17 protein-coding genes are annotated in these 14679 nt (G+C 58.5%); 9 read left to right on the top strand and 8 right to left on the bottom strand.

Annotation, left to right across the window (positions count from 1 at the left end; translation table 11 throughout):
* Nucleotides 1-20: 20 nt before the first annotated feature.
* A complete protein-coding gene (locus NL116_RS20620; protein ID WP_494373797.1) occupies nt 21-1367 on the bottom strand; it encodes an MFS transporter in 1347 nt (448 codons plus the stop codon).
* Nucleotides 1368-1637: 270 nt separating this feature from the next.
* Here NL116_RS20620 and NL116_RS20615 point away from each other — a divergent pair, with 270 nt between their 5' ends.
* A complete protein-coding gene (locus NL116_RS20615; protein ID WP_494373796.1) occupies nt 1638-2354 on the top strand; it encodes a FadR/GntR family transcriptional regulator in 717 nt (238 codons plus the stop codon).
* Between the two features lie 3 nt (nt 2355-2357).
* On the opposite strand, the gene NL116_RS20610 is transcribed toward NL116_RS20615, so the two are convergent.
* A complete protein-coding gene (locus tag NL116_RS20610) occupies nt 2358-2585 on the bottom strand; it encodes a hypothetical protein (protein WP_494373795.1) in 228 nt (75 codons plus the stop codon).
* 127 nt (nt 2586-2712) lie between these two features.
* Nucleotides 2713-4038, bottom strand: a complete 1326-nt coding sequence (gene trhP / locus NL116_RS20605) for a prephenate-dependent tRNA uridine(34) hydroxylase TrhP (RefSeq protein WP_494373794.1) — start codon at nt 4036-4038, stop codon at nt 2713-2715.
* 177 nt (nt 4039-4215) lie between these two features.
* On the opposite strand from trhP, the gene NL116_RS20600 reads away from it, so the two are divergent.
* Nucleotides 4216-5277 (top strand): AI-2E family transporter, encoded by a 1062-nt coding sequence (locus tag NL116_RS20600; protein WP_494373793.1) that lies wholly within the window; start codon nt 4216-4218, stop codon nt 5275-5277.
* Here NL116_RS20600 and NL116_RS20595 read toward each other — a convergent pair.
* The 3 genes from NL116_RS20595 to NL116_RS20585 all read right to left on the bottom strand — a co-directional run bounded on the left by NL116_RS20595 (nt 5274) and on the right by NL116_RS20585 (nt 6360).
* Nucleotides 5274-5456, bottom strand: a complete 183-nt coding sequence (locus NL116_RS20595) for a hypothetical protein (RefSeq protein WP_483842681.1) — start codon at nt 5454-5456, stop codon at nt 5274-5276. The two genes, NL116_RS20600 and NL116_RS20595, sit on opposite strands and share 4 nt — an antisense overlap.
* A gap of 101 nt (nt 5457-5557) precedes the next feature.
* Nucleotides 5558-5752, bottom strand: coding sequence for a hypothetical protein (locus NL116_RS20590; RefSeq protein WP_494373792.1), 195 nt, complete (start codon nt 5750-5752; stop codon nt 5558-5560).
* 230 nt (nt 5753-5982) lie between these two features.
* The gene (locus tag NL116_RS20585; RefSeq protein WP_494373791.1) at nt 5983-6360 is read right to left on the bottom strand and encodes a hypothetical protein; all 378 of its coding nucleotides are present in this window, start codon (nt 6358-6360) and stop codon (nt 5983-5985) included.
* Between the two features lie 245 nt (nt 6361-6605).
* Between NL116_RS20585 and NL116_RS20580 the strand changes: the two genes are divergently transcribed.
* Together NL116_RS20580 and NL116_RS20575 are read left to right on the top strand one after the other, a co-directional pair.
* On the top strand, nt 6606-7424 hold the full coding sequence (locus NL116_RS20580) for a shikimate 5-dehydrogenase (protein WP_494373790.1): 819 nt from the start codon (nt 6606-6608) through the stop codon (nt 7422-7424).
* Nucleotides 7425-7435: 11 nt separating this feature from the next.
* Nucleotides 7436-7954: a cupin domain-containing protein gene (locus tag NL116_RS20575; RefSeq protein WP_494373789.1), complete on the top strand. Its 519-nt coding sequence runs from the start codon at nt 7436-7438 to the stop codon at nt 7952-7954.
* A gap of 123 nt (nt 7955-8077) precedes the next feature.
* On the opposite strand, the gene NL116_RS20570 is transcribed toward NL116_RS20575, so the two are convergent.
* Nucleotides 8078-8725, bottom strand: coding sequence for a YceH family protein (locus tag NL116_RS20570; RefSeq protein WP_494373788.1), 648 nt, complete (start codon nt 8723-8725; stop codon nt 8078-8080).
* 311 nt (nt 8726-9036) lie between these two features.
* On the opposite strand from NL116_RS20570, the gene NL116_RS20565 reads away from it, so the two are divergent.
* The 5 genes from NL116_RS20565 to NL116_RS20545 all read left to right on the top strand — a co-directional run bounded on the left by NL116_RS20565 (nt 9037) and on the right by NL116_RS20545 (nt 13384).
* Entirely contained in the window at nt 9037-9777 is a 741-nt protein-coding gene (locus NL116_RS20565; protein WP_494373787.1) for a glycosyltransferase family 2 protein, read from the top strand.
* Nucleotides 9774-10052 carry a lipid-A-disaccharide synthase N-terminal domain-containing protein gene (locus tag NL116_RS20560; RefSeq protein WP_123432412.1) on the top strand — a complete coding sequence of 93 codons (279 nt, stop codon included), beginning with the start codon at nt 9774-9776 and terminating at the stop codon, nt 10050-10052. Before NL116_RS20565 ends, NL116_RS20560 begins: the two co-directional genes overlap by 4 nt.
* A gap of 3 nt (nt 10053-10055) precedes the next feature.
* Nucleotides 10056-11465 carry an ArnT family glycosyltransferase gene (locus tag NL116_RS20555; protein ID WP_494373786.1) on the top strand — a complete coding sequence of 470 codons (1410 nt, stop codon included), beginning with the start codon at nt 10056-10058 and terminating at the stop codon, nt 11463-11465.
* Between the two features lie 117 nt (nt 11466-11582).
* The gene (locus NL116_RS20550) at nt 11583-12788 is read left to right on the top strand and encodes an ISL3 family transposase (RefSeq protein ID WP_494373785.1); all 1206 of its coding nucleotides are present in this window, start codon (nt 11583-11585) and stop codon (nt 12786-12788) included.
* A gap of 86 nt (nt 12789-12874) precedes the next feature.
* Nucleotides 12875-13384, top strand: coding sequence for a DUF1993 domain-containing protein (locus tag NL116_RS20545; protein WP_027925391.1), 510 nt, complete (start codon nt 12875-12877; stop codon nt 13382-13384).
* Nucleotides 13385-13444: 60 nt separating this feature from the next.
* Here NL116_RS20545 and NL116_RS20540 read toward each other — a convergent pair whose 3' ends face one another.
* Nucleotides 13445-14650, bottom strand: a complete 1206-nt coding sequence (locus NL116_RS20540; protein ID WP_494373355.1) for an ISL3 family transposase — start codon at nt 14648-14650, stop codon at nt 13445-13447.
* Between the last annotated feature and the right edge of the window lie 29 nt (nt 14651-14679).

Here is a 14679-nt window from a genome sequence, read left to right as displayed (position 1 = left end):
TTGTCCTTATAAACAACGGATCAGGCGTGGTTGGGCGTTGGTTTGCCCAGCGCAACGGCTGGTGCGGTTTTCGGTGTATTACGTGCGGCAAAGACAATGATCGCGGCGATGATCGACGTCGCGGCCAACCCGTACAGCCCGCCCTGAATTGAACCGGTATGTTCTTCCAGCAGACCGAAAGTGGTCGGCGCCACGAAACCGCCGAGGTTGCCCACCGAGTTGATCAACGCGATCACACCAGCGGCGATCCGTGCATCCAGATAGGCCTGGGGGATCGGCCAGAACAGCGACGAAGCGGATTTGAAACCCAGCGCCGCAAAGCAGATCGCAACAAAGGCAAAAACCGGCCCGCCCGTGGTCGACATGAACATCCCGGCAGCGGCAATCAACAGCGCAGCCGCCACCCATGCTTGCTGGTGTTTCCATTTGGCGGACAGAGAAGCGAAGGCATACATGCCGATAATCGACAGCAACCACGGAATCGAGTTGAACAGCCCGACCTGAATGTCGCTGAGGTCGCCCATCTTCTTGATGATGCTCGGCAGCCAGAAGGTCGCGGCATAGATGGTCAGCTGGATGAAGAAGTAGATCAGGCAGAACAGGATGATCTGGCGATCCTTGAGCAGTTTGCCCAACGACGGTTTGATCGGCGTTGCGGCTTCGCGGGCCAGTTGTTCGTCCTCGATGGCGTTGACCAGCGCGTCCTGTTCTTCGCGGCTCAGCCATTTGGCGTCGTGGGGTTTGGAGTCCAGCCAGAACCAGACGAACACGCACAGCCCGACCGAAAACATCCCTTCAATGAAGTACATCCATTGCCAGCCGTGCAACCCGAAACCGTTGAGTTGCAGGAGCAACCCGGACAGCGGGCCGGAGATCAGCGAGGCTACCGCCGAGCCGCTGAGAAAGATCGCAATCGCCTTGCCGCGCTCAGCGCCTGGCAACCAGCGAGTGAAGTAATAAATCACCCCCGGAAAGAACCCGGCTTCGGCCACGCCCAGCAGGAATCGCAGGATGTAGAAGTGGGTTTCGTTCTGGATGAACGCCATGCCGGCCGCCACCAGACCCCAGGTCAGCATGATGCGGGTCAGCCAGAGGCGTGCGCCGACTTTTTGCAGGAGGATGTTGGAGGGGACTTCGAACAGTGCGTAACCGATGAAGAACAGTCCGGCACCGAGGCCGTAGGCGGCAGCGCCGACTCCCAGGTCGTGTTCCATGTGGGCGCGGACGAAGCCGATGTTCACACGGTCGATGTAATTGACGATGAACATGATGACGAACAGCGGCAGGACGTGGCGTTTCACTTTCGAGATGGCGGACTTCAGGACCGAATCGGCACCGTCGTGCATCCCTGATACGGATGTATTCACTTGGTTTCTCCCACTGATTATTTTTATGCGGGGTGTCGCGTTGTTGATAGACATCATACAACTGCATTTTTTTAATGTGCAAGCGGTTGTGTCCAACAAAATGGTGAGATAAAAGCGATTTTTTATGCCTTCCCAGTGTTGTTCTGGAGGCTGCATACGCCAAATCGGCGAAGTTGTTGAGTGTTGTCATACAAGTTGGGCGCTGTTTTCTAGAGAACCCGATCCAGCGTGGTGCTACGATTCCGTCAGCCCTGTTTCCGGATCATCGCCATGCAACCTGACCGCGACGCGCCAGCCCCCAAGCGCAGCCATAACCTTGCTCACGACCTGGTCGCCAAGCTGACCCAGAGCATCCTGCTTGGCCAGATGCTGCCGGGGGACAAGTTGCCATCGGAGAACTCTATCGTTCAGGCACACGGCGTCAGTCGCACCGTGGTGCGTGAGGCGATTTCGAAATTGCAGGCGTCGGGGTTGGTGGAAACCCGACACGGCATCGGCACGTTTGTCATCGAACGCGCGCCGGAGCAGGGCCTGCGGCTGAATGTCGATACCGCGCTGGGGGTGCGCAGCATTCTGGAGCTGCGCATGGGCCTGGAAACCCAGGCCGCGGCGCTGGCGGCGACGCGTCGTACAGAGCTGCAACTGGTGCAGATGCGTGACGCGCTGGACGATTATCAAAGCTCGCTGGCCAATAACGACAGTTGCGTCGAGGCCGACAAGCGTTTCCATCTGTTGATCGCCGAAGCCACCGGGAATGTGTGTTTCACCGACATCATGCAGCACTTGGGCAGTGCCATGATCCCGCGAACCCGGGTCAATGCCGCTGAGCGCGGTGCGGCGGATTTGAGCAAGTTGGGGCAGCTCGCGAACCTCGAACACGAGGCAATTCTCAATGCCATCAAGCGTCAGGACCCGGACGCGGCGCGGGCGGCGATGTGGTTGCACCTGACCAACAGCCGCGATCGCTTTTCGGGGGGTAGCGCCTGAGTTTTATTCCTCGACCTCGACCTCGACCCATTCGTCGCGCCGCTTGGGCCATGACCGCGCGGGTCTCGCCGAGCGCACCGCAGGCCGGCGCGCCAGATTCAGAGGGCTCCGACGCCAACCGCTGACCAGTCCCGGCAGGTAGATCGGTAACAGCGCCGTGCCCGACCAGGCTCTGTAACACACCAGTGCCAGGCCGTCGTAACGTCCGGTTTTTCCGGAGCTGGCGGCCATCGACCACCTGTTTTACTGGCATGAAAACGCCGAGGTTCACTCGACGCGCGAAGCGGTTTTGACGATGCTGTGCGCAAAGTTCGCATACTGACCGGAGCACCACAGGGGCGTCGCAGGCTCATTTCGTTCAACCTGCGCTGATATCCCGCATCAATAACCCGAACTTCAGATCCACCGCATCCGGAATCGGCACATACACCGTGTGCCCATCCCCCGGTGCCACTTCAATCGGCTCGCCTCTGACGTTGTGCATTTGATGCAAATCGAAATGGAAGTTGCCCTTGGGCGTCATCAATTCGAGGTGATCCCCCAAGCCAAAACGGTTCTTTACCTTGACCTCCGCCAGTCGCTCACGGCGCTCACCGGTCAACTCCCCGACAAACTGCTGTCGCTCCGATACCGAGCTGCCGTGCTGATAACTCTGGTATTCATCATGCACGTGCCGACGTAAAAAACCTTCCGTATAGCCGCGTTGCGCCAGGGACTCCAGGTCGGTCATCAGGCTGCGGTCGAACTCACGCCCGGCGACGGCATCGTCGATGGCTCGGCGATACACCTGCGTGGTGCGCGCGCAATAGAAGTGGGATTTGGTACGGCCTTCGATCTTCAGCGAATGCACGCCCATGTGCGTCAGACGCTCGACATGCTGCACTGCGCGCAGGTCTTTGGCATTCATGATGTAAGTGCCGTGCTCGTCCTCAAAGGCTGGCATCAGCTCATCCGGCCGATTGGCCTCCTGCAACAGGAACACCTGGTCGGTGGGCGCGCCAATGCCCAAAGTCGGTTCGGGCTGATACTGCTGCACGATCTCGCCCAGCTGATTTTCCGTGGCCGCTTGCGCCGAATATTTCCAGCGACAGGCGTTGGTGCAACTGCCTTGGTTGGCATCGCGCTTGTTCATGTAGCCCGACAGCAGGCAGCGCCCGGAATACGCCATGCACAACGCGCCGTGGACAAACACTTCCAGCTCCATCGCCGGCACTTGCTGGCGAATTTCACCGATTTCTTCCAGGGACAGCTCCCGCGACAGAATGATCCGGCTCAAACCCTGTTGTTGCCAGAACTCAACACTCGCCCAGTTCACGGTGTTGGCCTGCACCGACAGATGAATCGGCATCTGCGGGAAGTGCCGGCGCACCAGCATGATCAAACCCGGATCGGACATGATCAGCGCGTCCGGCGCCATGGCGATCACCGGTGCCAGGTCCTTGAGGAAGGTCTTGAGCTTGGCGTTGTGCGGCGCGATGTTCACCACCACGTAAAAACGCTTGCCCTGGGCCTGGGCTTCCTGGATGCCGAGGGCGAGGTTGGCGTGATCGAACTCGTTATTGCGCACCCGCAAGCTGTAGCGCGGTTGGCCGGCGTACACCGCATCGGCGCCATAAGCGAAGGCATAACGCATGTTTTTCAGGGTGCCGGCGGGGGCGAGCAGTTCGGGGGCTAGGAGAGTCATGGCAGGGTCGGTCGCAAAAGCGGTGGAGCGTAACTGTCCTGGCCATGGCATTCATTGATCTGGATCTATGCTTGATGAACAAACGGATGGCACTCGCGCGAACCGTGGCGGACTAAGCAGTAGGGACGGCTCCTCATTTCAGGAGTCTGAGTCCCCGCGCACTGACACGGATCGGACATGAACGAAGAAACCGTAAAAAACAAATCACTGGTAATTTTGCTGGGGCTGGTGACTGCCGCGTTTATCTGGATTTTGTTGCCGTTTTACGGCGCGGTGTTCTGGGCGGTGATCCTCGGCATCCTCTTTGCGCCGATGCAACGTCGATTGCAATTGAAGCTGGGGTGGGAACGCAACCTGACGTCGCTGCTGACGCTGAGTATCAGCCTGTTGATTGCGATCCTGCCGGTGATCGTCCTCAGTTTCTTTCTCGTTCAGGAAGGGGCGACGCTGTACAAAAACATCGAAAGCGGTGAGTTGGACATTGCGGGGTATGTGTCGCACTTCAAGCACAGCCTGCCGCCGTACTTCCAGCACTTGCTTGACCGGTTTGGCGTGGGCGAACTGAACGGGCTACGGGAGAAAATCATCAAGAGTGCGGTGACGGGCAATGAGTATTTCGCCACTCAGGTGTTCAGTTTCGGCCAGGGCACGTTTGATTTTGTCGTGAGCTTTTTCATCATGCTCTACCTGCTGTATTTCTTTCTGCGTGACGGCGCCGAGTTGGCACGCAAAGTTCGTGCGGCCGTGCCGTTGGAGGAGCACCAGAAACGTCGGTTGCAACTCAAGTTCAATCGGGTGGTGCGCGCGACGGTGAAGGGCAACCTGTTGGTGGCGATGACGCAGGGCGCCTTGGGTGGTTTGATTTTCTGGTTTCTGGACATCCCGAGCGCATTGCTCTGGGCGGTGCTGATGGCGTTTCTGTCGCTGTTGCCAGCGGTGGGAGCGGGGATCATCTGGGCGCCGGTGGCGGCGTTTTTCCTGCTCAGCGGGGCGATGTGGCAGGGTGTGGTGCTGGGGTTATACGGGATTTTTGTGATCGGCCTGGTGGATAACGTGCTGCGCCCGATCCTCGTGGGCAAGGACACCAAGATGCCCGACTATCTGATCCTCATCTCGACCCTGGGCGGTCTGGCGATCTTTGGCCTCAACGGCTTCGTCATCGGGCCGCTGATTGCGGCCCTGTTCATGTCGAGCTGGGCCATCTTCATTGAAACCAAACCGAAGGTACAGTTGCCTTAGGCGCTGAGTCGACCCTGGCCGATACGTTGCGACAAGGCTTGGGCGGCGGGCAGCGAAGTGAGCGGACCGCTGATCGCTTCACCGTCCTGCATCAGGTACCAACAGGCGAGCAATCCCAGCTCTCTGAGCGGTGCGGGAACGGCGCTGCCAACAACGGACATGATCTGAACCTGGGACATAAGTACCTCCATCAATCGATGGGGGTTACCTTACGGACCCGGCGCTGAAACGGACAATCAACGCTTTCGATAGTCGTCATTGACGCCGATGAGTGTTTGCCTCAGTCAACGACCAGATCCAGCATATGAACGACTTCCTGTTCATTGAGCAGGCCTTTGCGCACCAGGTTTTCGGCCAGCAGCGAAAGGAACTTGGCGCTGCGATGGCCTTCCAGGTGCTTGAGTTCGGTCAAGGTGTTGTACACCTTGCTGGACGTGCACAAATCGATATTACGGTGCGGGTTTTGCGTGGGCATGAGGTCGTCCTTGTTGTTATCAACCTGTTATTTGCGGACAGATCCCAGCTTGCGGACCTGACATGACATAAATATGACCGTTTGGTGCAAGGCGAGAGCGGGTCATGTCAATCTTGCCAAATTGAGCCGCCGATGCTGTCCCCACAGCGACCTTGACACGATTTATCGAGACGCTCGCCGACGAGCGGTCAGAAAAAGCCCCGCTGTTGAGACAGGGCCTGGTGAGGATGTTACCAGTGGCCATAACCGTGAGGTGGGCCGTAGTAACCGCGCGGGGCGTAATAACCACGTGGTGGGCCGTAGTAAATCGGTGGTGGCCCGTAATAGACCGGTTGCTGCACGTAGACCGGTGCCGGCTGGTAATAAACCGGTGGAGCTTGTTGTACATAAACTGGCGCCGGCTGGTAAACCGGTTGAGGTTGTACATAAACCGGCCGGTTGGCGTTGATCAGGGCCGAACCGACGATGGCCGTACCCACCAATGCGCCAAAGACCGCTGGACCTTGCCAGCAGTTACCACAACCACCGCCACCACCATGGGCTTCGGCCTGTCCTGCGACAGCGAGTGTGCCAATCAGCAAGGCAACTATGGGGAGTTTACGGATCATGATAATTCCTCGGTTCTTCGCCCCGCCGCTTGCGTCTGCAATAGACCCAGGCATTGTCGCGGGGATACTTCTAAGACAGCGTTTTTTTCAAAATCAGCACAGCAAATAGGTAAATTTTGTGTAAGGTCTGTACCGGTTTCCTGACGGTTCGCGCCAGTGCCCGCCGTCATGTCGTCATGATCGATCAGACCCGATGGAATGGCTAATCCCGTCCATCAGAAAGTGCTTCAGCAGGAGAAAGTTTCATGCAGATGAACCCCAACCGAGACACTCAACTGTGCATGTCGCTGTCCGGGCGCCCTGGCAACTTCGGCCTGCGCTTTCACAATCATCTGTACGAGCAATTGGGCCTGAATTTCTACTACAAGGCCTTCAGAAGCGAGGATCTGCCCGGCGCCGTGGGCGGTATCAGGGCATTGGGCATTCGTGGCTGTGGCGTGTCGATGCCCTTCAAGGAAGCATGCATTGCGCTGGTGGATGAACTGGATGCCTCGGCGGCGGCGATTCAGTCGATCAACACCATCGTCAACACCGATGGCCACTTAAAGGCTTACAACACCGATTACATCGCCGTCGAGCAACTGCTCAAAACCCACGAAGTCCCCAAGGACTCGACCTTTGCCCTGCGCGGTAGCGGTGGCATGGCTAAGGCCGTGGCCAGCGCATTGCGCGATGGCGATTACAAGAACGGCTTGATCGTCGCTCGCAATGAGCGCGCCGGTCGTGCCTTGGCGGAGTCGCTGGGTTATCAATGGCAAGCGGAACTGGGTGCTCAGCGCCCGCAAATGCTGATCAACGTCACGCCGATCGGCATGACGGGTGGCCCGGAGGCCGATCAACTGGCGTTTGATGCTGACATCATTGCCGCTGCCGAGACTGTCTTCGATGTGGTGGCGATTCCCTCGGAAACACCGCTGATCGTGCGCGGTCGTGCTGAAGGCAAACGGGTGATTACCGGTTTGGAAGTGGTTGCCATCCAGGCGCTGGAGCAATTCGTGCTGTATACCGGTGTCCGGCCGACCCATGAGCAGTTTCACAAAGCGGTGGAATTTGCCCGCAGCTAGGAGAAGTCCTCATGCATCCGCGCATTCTCAATCTGAACCAGGTCGACCTTGAACCGTTGCCCGAAGCCATGGCGCCCACCGGCGATACGGCGGGCCGTTACCAGCAGCGAATCGTCCGCGTCGGTCAGCAATTGGGGGCACAGAAGCTGGGGTATCGGCTGTACGTGCTGGAACCGGGCATGCGCGGCAGTCCGTTTCACAGCCATCGGGTCAATGAGGAGATGTTTTACGTCGTGGCCGGGGACGGGGAGGTGCGCCTCGGTGCCGAACGTTTCCCGATCCGCGCGGGCGACGTCATTGCCTGCCCGCCGGGTGGCCCGGAAGCGGCGCACCAGATCATCAACACCAGTGAGTCGGAGTTGCGCTATCTCGCGGTCAGCACCCAGCAATCGCCGGAGATTTGCGAGTATCCCGATTCCGGCAAATACGCAGTGATGGACGACTTCAAGGTGGATGCCGAGGGCAATGCCTCAGGCTTCGTCGCCATCGCCCGGCCGGCCGATGGCATAGATTACTGGGACGGCGAGTAGACGCCCAAACCGCTGTGGGAGCGAGCCTGCTCGCGGAGGCGGAGTGTCAGGCAGCATCAATCCTGAACGTCCTGGCCCCTTCGCGAGCAGGCTCGCTCCCACCCTTTGATCTGTGTTGAGAGGTTATTCGAGGCGGGCCAGGCGTTCTTCCAGTGCGGCGATTCGCGCTTCAAGCTCTTCGATCCGTTCGACCGATACTCCACCAGAAGCCCCTCGTTCCACCGGGTTTTGCCGCGCCGCCAGGATAACCTCGATATCCGCCGGGTCACCCAGTGCATGCATGTACCGGTCTTCCCGTTGCCCGGCCTGCTTCGGGATCAATAACGCCAACCCACGGGCAATCAAGCGCTCCAGCTGATGCACCACCTGTTCGGTGTCTTCAAATTCATGCATGCGCCCGCTGCGGGTCAGCAGTTCATTGACCGTCTGCGGACCGCGCAAGAACAACAACCCGGTCAGAATCACTTGCGCCGGCACCAGTTCCAGCGCCTTGTCGACCTTGTGCTCCCAGCGATCCGCGCGGCTGCCCATCACCAGTTTGGCGAAGCCGCGTCCTTCCAGCGCCCGCAGGCTCTGGCCGACCTGGCCCTGGGTCAGGTTCATCACCGGTTCGCGGCTGGTTTTCTGATTGCAGGCAATCACCAGCGCATTGAGGGTCAGGGGATAGGTTTCCGGGCTGGTAGCCTGTTTCTCGATCAACGAGCCCAGAATGCGGATTTCCGTGCTATTAAGCCGTGGCTCGTCGAAGGTCGTCTCTTGCTCAGTGCTCATGGTCTGCATCCTTACCCGATTCATGTTTTTCGCGTGCGTGGATGCACTTTAGATTGGCGAGCGCCAATGGCAACTGAATTCGTCGTTCCCATGATGCAGCGTTGACGAAACATGAATGAAATATTAACGCCATTTTTACAATTTGACGGGCACCGTAGGCGTTCTCGCGCGACCACCTGCGCAAGCCCTGAAAGGCACAGTAACCGCGGGCTGCCGCGCTTCGAATCACTGATCCATGCATCGAGTCAATCGGTGTGCCCCACCTTTATTCGCCCCTGATAACCGAAAACAAAAAGGGCGAGAGAGACTCCATGAGCCAAGACATTTTTGTATCTGTACTGATCCCCGCCAAAAACGAAGCCAACAATCTCAAGCCGCTACTTGAGGAAATCCGTGTGGCCTTGGCCGGCGAGGCCTACGAAATCATCGTTGTCGACGATGGCAGCACCGACGCCACCCTGCACGAACTGCGGCAAATCCGGCACAACGGCCTGAGCGCCTTGCGCATCCTGCACCATGAGCGTTCGCTGGGGCAGAGCACGTCGCTCTACCACGCGGCGCTTGAGGCGCGCGGCCAATGGCTGGCCACCCTCGATGGCGACGGGCAAAACGACCCGGCGGACATTCCCGGCATGCTGGCGCTGGTGCGCGGCGAGCCGGGCTCCGGCGATGTGCAATTGGTCGCCGGGCATCGGGTCAATCGCCGGGATACCGCGAGCAAACGCTGGGCCTCGCGGTTCGCCAACGGCCTGCGCAGCCGCTTGCTCAAGGACGCCACTCCGGACACCGGGTGCGGCTTGAAGCTGATCGAACGCGCGGCGTTTTTGCGCCTGCCGTACTTCGACCACATGCACCGTTTCATCCCTGCGCTGATCCAGCGCCATAACGGCCGAATGATCGTCCACCCGGTCAACCACCGCCCGCGCACCGCCGGGGTGTCCAAGTACGGAAACCTCGACCGCGCCCTGGTGGGCATCCTCGATCTGGTCGGGGTCTGGTGGCTGATCAAGCGCACTCGCCTGAACACCCATGCGCAGGAGATTGAAGGATGAACATGTCCCGCGAAGCCTTGTGGCTGGTAGTCGGTTTTGTCGGCCAGATCGCCTTTACCGGGCGCTTTATCCTGCAGTGGCTGTACAGCGAATACAAAAAACGCAGCGTGATCCCGACGAGCTTCTGGTACCTGAGCATCGTTGGCAGCACGCTGCTGCTCGCGTACGCCATTTACCGGCAAGACCCGGTGTTCATCGCCGGCCAGGCCTTTGGCACCCTCGTGTATTTCCGCAATTTACAGTTGATCGCCAAAAGCAAAAACCTGAAGGAGTAGGTCATGCGCGGATCGTTATCGACCCGAAATATCACGTTGCTCGCGGCGGTCGCCATAGCGCTGCTGTTTTTCTGGGGATTGGGCAGTGTGCCGTTTCTCAGCGTCAACGAGGCGCGTCGCGCCGTCACCGTGCGCGAAATGCGCGAAGCCGGGAGCTGGCTGCTGCCCTACATGAACGGCGATTTGTACCTGTCCAAGCCGCCGTTTTTCTATTGGGCGGGACTGGTGTCGACAGCGGTGCTGGGCAGTGTGTCCGAGTGGAGCGTGCGCCTGCCTTCGGCGCTGGCCGCGACCTTGTGCTGCATCGGCACGTACTGGTACGGCGTTCGACAGGCTGGGCGCCAAGTGGGTTTGTTCGCCGTGGTGTTCCTGGCCGCAAACGGCGCCTTCAGCCTGTTCGCCCGCCGCTCGGAAATCGAAATGCTGTTGACCCTGCTGTGCTTCGGCGCGTTGCTGGCGGCATGGCAGTTCATGTTCCAGCAAGGCCGGGTGCTGTGGAGCCGGCTCAGCTATCTGCTGTTAGGTTGCGCGCTGCTGACCAAAGGGCCGGTGTGCCTGTTGTGGGTCACAGCGCCGATCCTGACGTACGCCTTGATCTACCGCGATGCCCGCGCCAAATCCTACCTGTGCGACGGTTGGGGCTGGCTGATTGCCTTGGTGTTGGGCAGCTCGTGGTACGTGGCGGTGTCGTTGAGCCAGGGTTGGGGCATCTGGTCGTCGATTATCAGTGAAGACATCGTGAGGAAGATTGACGGGCAGGGCGCTGAAGCCTGGTACGCGTACTTGTTATACCTGGCAGGTGACTTCTTCCCGTTCTGGCTGATTGTGTTTGTGCAGCCGCGCAAGTTCTGGGCAATGATCCGTTCGCGCCGCGAGGCGGCCATGCTGCTGTGTTGCACGCTGTTGCCGCTGGTGATTTTCTCCCTGTTCACCGAAAAACACGGCAAGTACCTGTTGCCGGTTTATCCGTCCATGGCGTTGCTGCTGGCCATGCACTGGGCCGCGGTGCTCGAAGACATGAAAGGCCGCTGGCGTACCTGTCTGGCAACGGTTCCCTACGTGATGCTGGCCGGGTTTCTGGTGTTTTATGTGTTCGTCGAATCACGGGTGCTGGCGCATCGCGTCGTTGGTCTGCAACAGGTTGCAACGTTGTCCGCCGGGCAACCGGGCCAGAGGGCCTACAGCGTCGGTGAGCCGGATATCCGTCTCGTCTATTACATGGGGCGGCCGGTGGCGCCGCTGACCCTTGCTCAGCTGCAAGGGCATGAACGCCCGGCAGGGATGCTGTTTGTGCAAGCACCCCTCGACCCGCAATTGCAGAACCTGGCGTCATGCAAAGTCGGCGAAGTCGAGTCTTATCTGAAACCACACCGTGCCGCGCTGCTGGTGCGCATGGGGGGTGAGTGCCATTAAGGTCTGTGGCGGCTGAAAAAGGGTTCTTCACGGAATCCCGGGAAACACAGAAACAAGAACGCCGATTTGATTGATGATGTTCGTGCGAGCAAACACATCTAACAAACCGGCGTTCTTATGCGCGATATTAATACTTTCCTTCCTTTTTGGGAGGGCTTTTCTGTCGTCACGATCAAGCCTGATGGTGACGCCCTCCAGATTGATCTGACACCCCACACCACCCGATTTCCTTCCTGTGGCGGGTGCCAAAAACCCTGTTCAACCACGCATGAGTATTGCGAGCGAGTCATTCGTGATTTACCCATTCTGGGTCGTGCGGTGCGCCTGAGCGTTTTGCTCCGGCGCGTTGATTGCCGCGATTGCGGCAAACGCATGGAGGCCGTCAGTTGGCTGGATCGCTATGCCCGTATGACACGTCGTCTGGCAGAGGCGGTCATTCAAGCCTGTGAACGCCTTCCCACGTTGCACGTGGCGCAGATGTTTGGTCTGCATTGGGAGACCGTTCGGTTGCTGGAGCGTCGAGCCTTGCAAGCAGCATTGAGCATTTTGCCAAAGGCGCAACCGAGACGTTTGGTGATGGACGAGTTCGCACTGTTCAAAGGTCATCGTTATGCCAGCGTCGTCCTGGATGCGGATACACGGCGGGTGCTGTGGATCGGCGAAGGCCGCAGCCGGGCGGCGGTCAGGCCATTTTTCGAAGAGCTGGGGCCAGAGGGTTGCGCTCGCATCGAAGCGGTGGCGATGGACATGAATACCGCTTTTGATCTGGAGGTTCGTCAGCACTGCCCGCAAGCACGCGTGGTCTACGACCTGTTCCATGTGGTGGCCAAATATGGCCGAGAGGTGATTGATCGGGTGCGCGTCGACGAAGCCAATCGACTGCGTCATGACAAACCGGCCCGAAAGGTCATCAAGCAGGCGCGATGGCTGCTTCTGCGTAATCCGCAGAACCTGAAAACACCGGAACAACAGGTTCGCCTGGGGGATCTGCTGGCGGCTAACCAGGCATTGATGACGGTCTATTTAATGAAGGCCGAACTCAAAACGCTCTGGACGCCGAGTACTGCCTGGAGCTGGAGATCGGCATGGAAGCAATGGCTGCGCCATGCTCATGAAAGCGAAATACCTGCTCTGATCCAGTTTGCCAAACGGCTAAAGGCTTACTGGCGGGGCATCGTGAGCCGGGTTCGCTGGCCGATGCACACTGGTCAGTTGGAAGGAATAAACAATCGAATAAAGGTGATCAAGCGGATGGCGTACGGTTACCGGGATAGCGAGTTCTTCTTTATGAAGATCAAGAGCGTCTTTCCCGGTAATCCGTGATGAACCTGAAAAAGACCCATGGCAGGAGGGGCGGGCATGGCTATAATCGGCCGACGTTTACCCTCCTGTTACCACACGAGACTGCCATGACCATTTCCCTGTATGACGCTTCCGTCCCTGTTTTCAAGCAAATGCTCACCGCTCTCAGCGATGTGCTGAACAAGGCCGAAGCCCACGCCACCGCCAAGAACATCGACCCGAACGCGTTCCTGCAAGCCCGCCTGTTCCCGGACATGTTCCCGCTGGTGCGTCAGGTGCAGATCGCAGTTGATTTCGCCAAAGGCGTTTCTTCGCGTCTGGCCGAAGTTGAAGTGCCGAAGTACGAAGACACCGAAACCACCTTCGCCGAGCTGCAAGCGCTGCTGACCAAAGTTCTGGCCTATATTGCCGAGATCAAGCCCGAGCAAATCAACGGCAAGGAAGGCATCGAAATCGTGACCCGTCCGGGCACCCCTAAAGAGAAGCGCTTCAGTGGCCAGGCTTACCTGCTGAGCTACGGTTTGCCGCAGTTCTTCTTCCACGTCACCACTGCCTACGCATTGCTGCGCCACAACGGCGTGGAAGTGGGCAAGCGCGATTACATGGGCGCGTTCTAAACCGTCCAGCTACAAAAAAGCCCCCGCAGCCATGGGTTGCGGGGGCTTTTTTATGGTTCATCACGGATTACCGGGAAAGACGCTCTTGATCTTCATAAAGAAGAACTCGCTATCCCGGTAACCGTAAGCCATCCGCTTTATGACCTTTATTCGATTGTTTATTCCTTCCAACTGACCGGTGTGCATCGGCCAGCGAACCCGGCTCACGATGCCCCGCCAGTAAGCCTTTAGCCGTTTGGCAAACTGGATCAGAGCAGGTATTTCGCTTTCATGAGCATGGCGCAGCCATTGCTTCCATGCCGATCTCCAGCTCCAGGCAGTACTCGGCGTCCAGAGCGTTTTGAGTTCGGCCTTCATTAAATAGACCGTCATCAATGCCTGGTTAGCCGCCAGCAGATCCCCCAGGCGAACCTGTTGTTCCGGTGTTTTCAGGTTCTGCGGATTACGCAGAAGCAGCCATCGCGCCTGCTTGATGACCTTTCGGGCCGGTTTGTCATGACGCAGTCGATTGGCTTCGTCGACGCGCACCCGATCAATCACCTCTCGGCCATATTTGGCCACCACATGGAACAGGTCGTAGACCACGCGTGCTTGCGGGCAGTGCTGACGAACCTCCAGATCAAAAGCGGTATTCATGTCCATCGCCACCGCTTCGATGCGAGCGCAACCCTCTGGCCCCAGCTCTTCGAAAAATGGCCTGACCGCCGCCCGGCTGCGGCCTTCGCCGATCCACAGCACCCGCCGTGTATCCGCATCCAGGACAACGCTGGCATAACGATGACCTTTGAACAGTGCGAACTCGTCCATCACCAAACGTCTCGGTTGCGCCTTTGGCAAAATGCTCAATGCTGCTTGCAAGGCTCGACGCTCCAGCAACCGAACGGTCTCCCAATGCAGCCCAAACATCTGCGCCACGTGCAACGTGGGAAGGCGTTCACAGGCTTGAATGACCGCCTCTGCCAGACGACGTGTCATACGGGCATAGCGATCCAGCCAACTGACGGCCTCCATGCGTTTGCCGCAATCGCGGCAATCAACGCGCCGGAGCAAAACGCTCAGGCGCACCGCACGACCGAGAATGGGCAAATCACGAATGACTCGCTCGCAATACTCATGCGTGGTTGAACAGATTTTTTGGCAGCCGCCACAGGAAGGAAATCGAGTGGCGTGAGGAGTCAGATCGATCTGTAGGGCATCGCCATCAGGCTTGATGGTGACGACAGAAAAGCCCTCCCAAAAAGGAAGGAAAGTATTAATATCGCGCATAAGAACGCCGGTTTGTTAGATGTGTTTGC

It is taken from the genome of Pseudomonas sp. FBCC-B1667 (genome assembly GCF_059133255.1).
This window is presented reverse-complemented; position numbering and strand designations above follow the sequence as displayed.

Coding starts and splice junctions, on each gene's coding strand:
- NL116_RS20550 (WP_494373785.1), top strand. CDS start 11,583: ATGCGCGATATTAATACTTTCCTTCCTTTTTGGGAGGGCTTTTCTGTC.
- NL116_RS20595 (WP_483842681.1), bottom strand. CDS start 5,456: ATGTCCCAGGTTCAGATCATGTCCGTTGTTGGCAGCGCCGTTCCCGCA.
- NL116_RS20615 (WP_494373796.1), top strand. CDS start 1,638: ATGCAACCTGACCGCGACGCGCCAGCCCCCAAGCGCAGCCATAACCTT.
- NL116_RS20545 (WP_027925391.1), top strand. CDS start 12,875: ATGACCATTTCCCTGTATGACGCTTCCGTCCCTGTTTTCAAGCAAATG.
- NL116_RS20555 (WP_494373786.1), top strand. CDS start 10,056: ATGCGCGGATCGTTATCGACCCGAAATATCACGTTGCTCGCGGCGGTC.
- NL116_RS20580 (WP_494373790.1), top strand. CDS start 6,606: ATGCAGATGAACCCCAACCGAGACACTCAACTGTGCATGTCGCTGTCC.
- NL116_RS20575 (WP_494373789.1), top strand. CDS start 7,436: ATGCATCCGCGCATTCTCAATCTGAACCAGGTCGACCTTGAACCGTTG.
- NL116_RS20590 (WP_494373792.1), bottom strand. CDS start 5,752: ATGCCCACGCAAAACCCGCACCGTAATATCGATTTGTGCACGTCCAGC.
- NL116_RS20600 (WP_494373793.1), top strand. CDS start 4,216: ATGAACGAAGAAACCGTAAAAAACAAATCACTGGTAATTTTGCTGGGG.
- NL116_RS20540 (WP_494373355.1), bottom strand. CDS start 14,650: ATGCGCGATATTAATACTTTCCTTCCTTTTTGGGAGGGCTTTTCTGTC.
- NL116_RS20585 (WP_494373791.1), bottom strand. CDS start 6,360: ATGATCCGTAAACTCCCCATAGTTGCCTTGCTGATTGGCACACTCGCT.
- NL116_RS20560 (WP_123432412.1), top strand. CDS start 9,774: ATGAACATGTCCCGCGAAGCCTTGTGGCTGGTAGTCGGTTTTGTCGGC.
- NL116_RS20565 (WP_494373787.1), top strand. CDS start 9,037: ATGAGCCAAGACATTTTTGTATCTGTACTGATCCCCGCCAAAAACGAA.
- NL116_RS20610 (WP_494373795.1), bottom strand. CDS start 2,585: ATGGCCGCCAGCTCCGGAAAAACCGGACGTTACGACGGCCTGGCACTG.
- NL116_RS20570 (WP_494373788.1), bottom strand. CDS start 8,725: ATGAGCACTGAGCAAGAGACGACCTTCGACGAGCCACGGCTTAATAGC.
- trhP (WP_494373794.1), bottom strand. CDS start 4,038: ATGACTCTCCTAGCCCCCGAACTGCTCGCCCCCGCCGGCACCCTGAAA.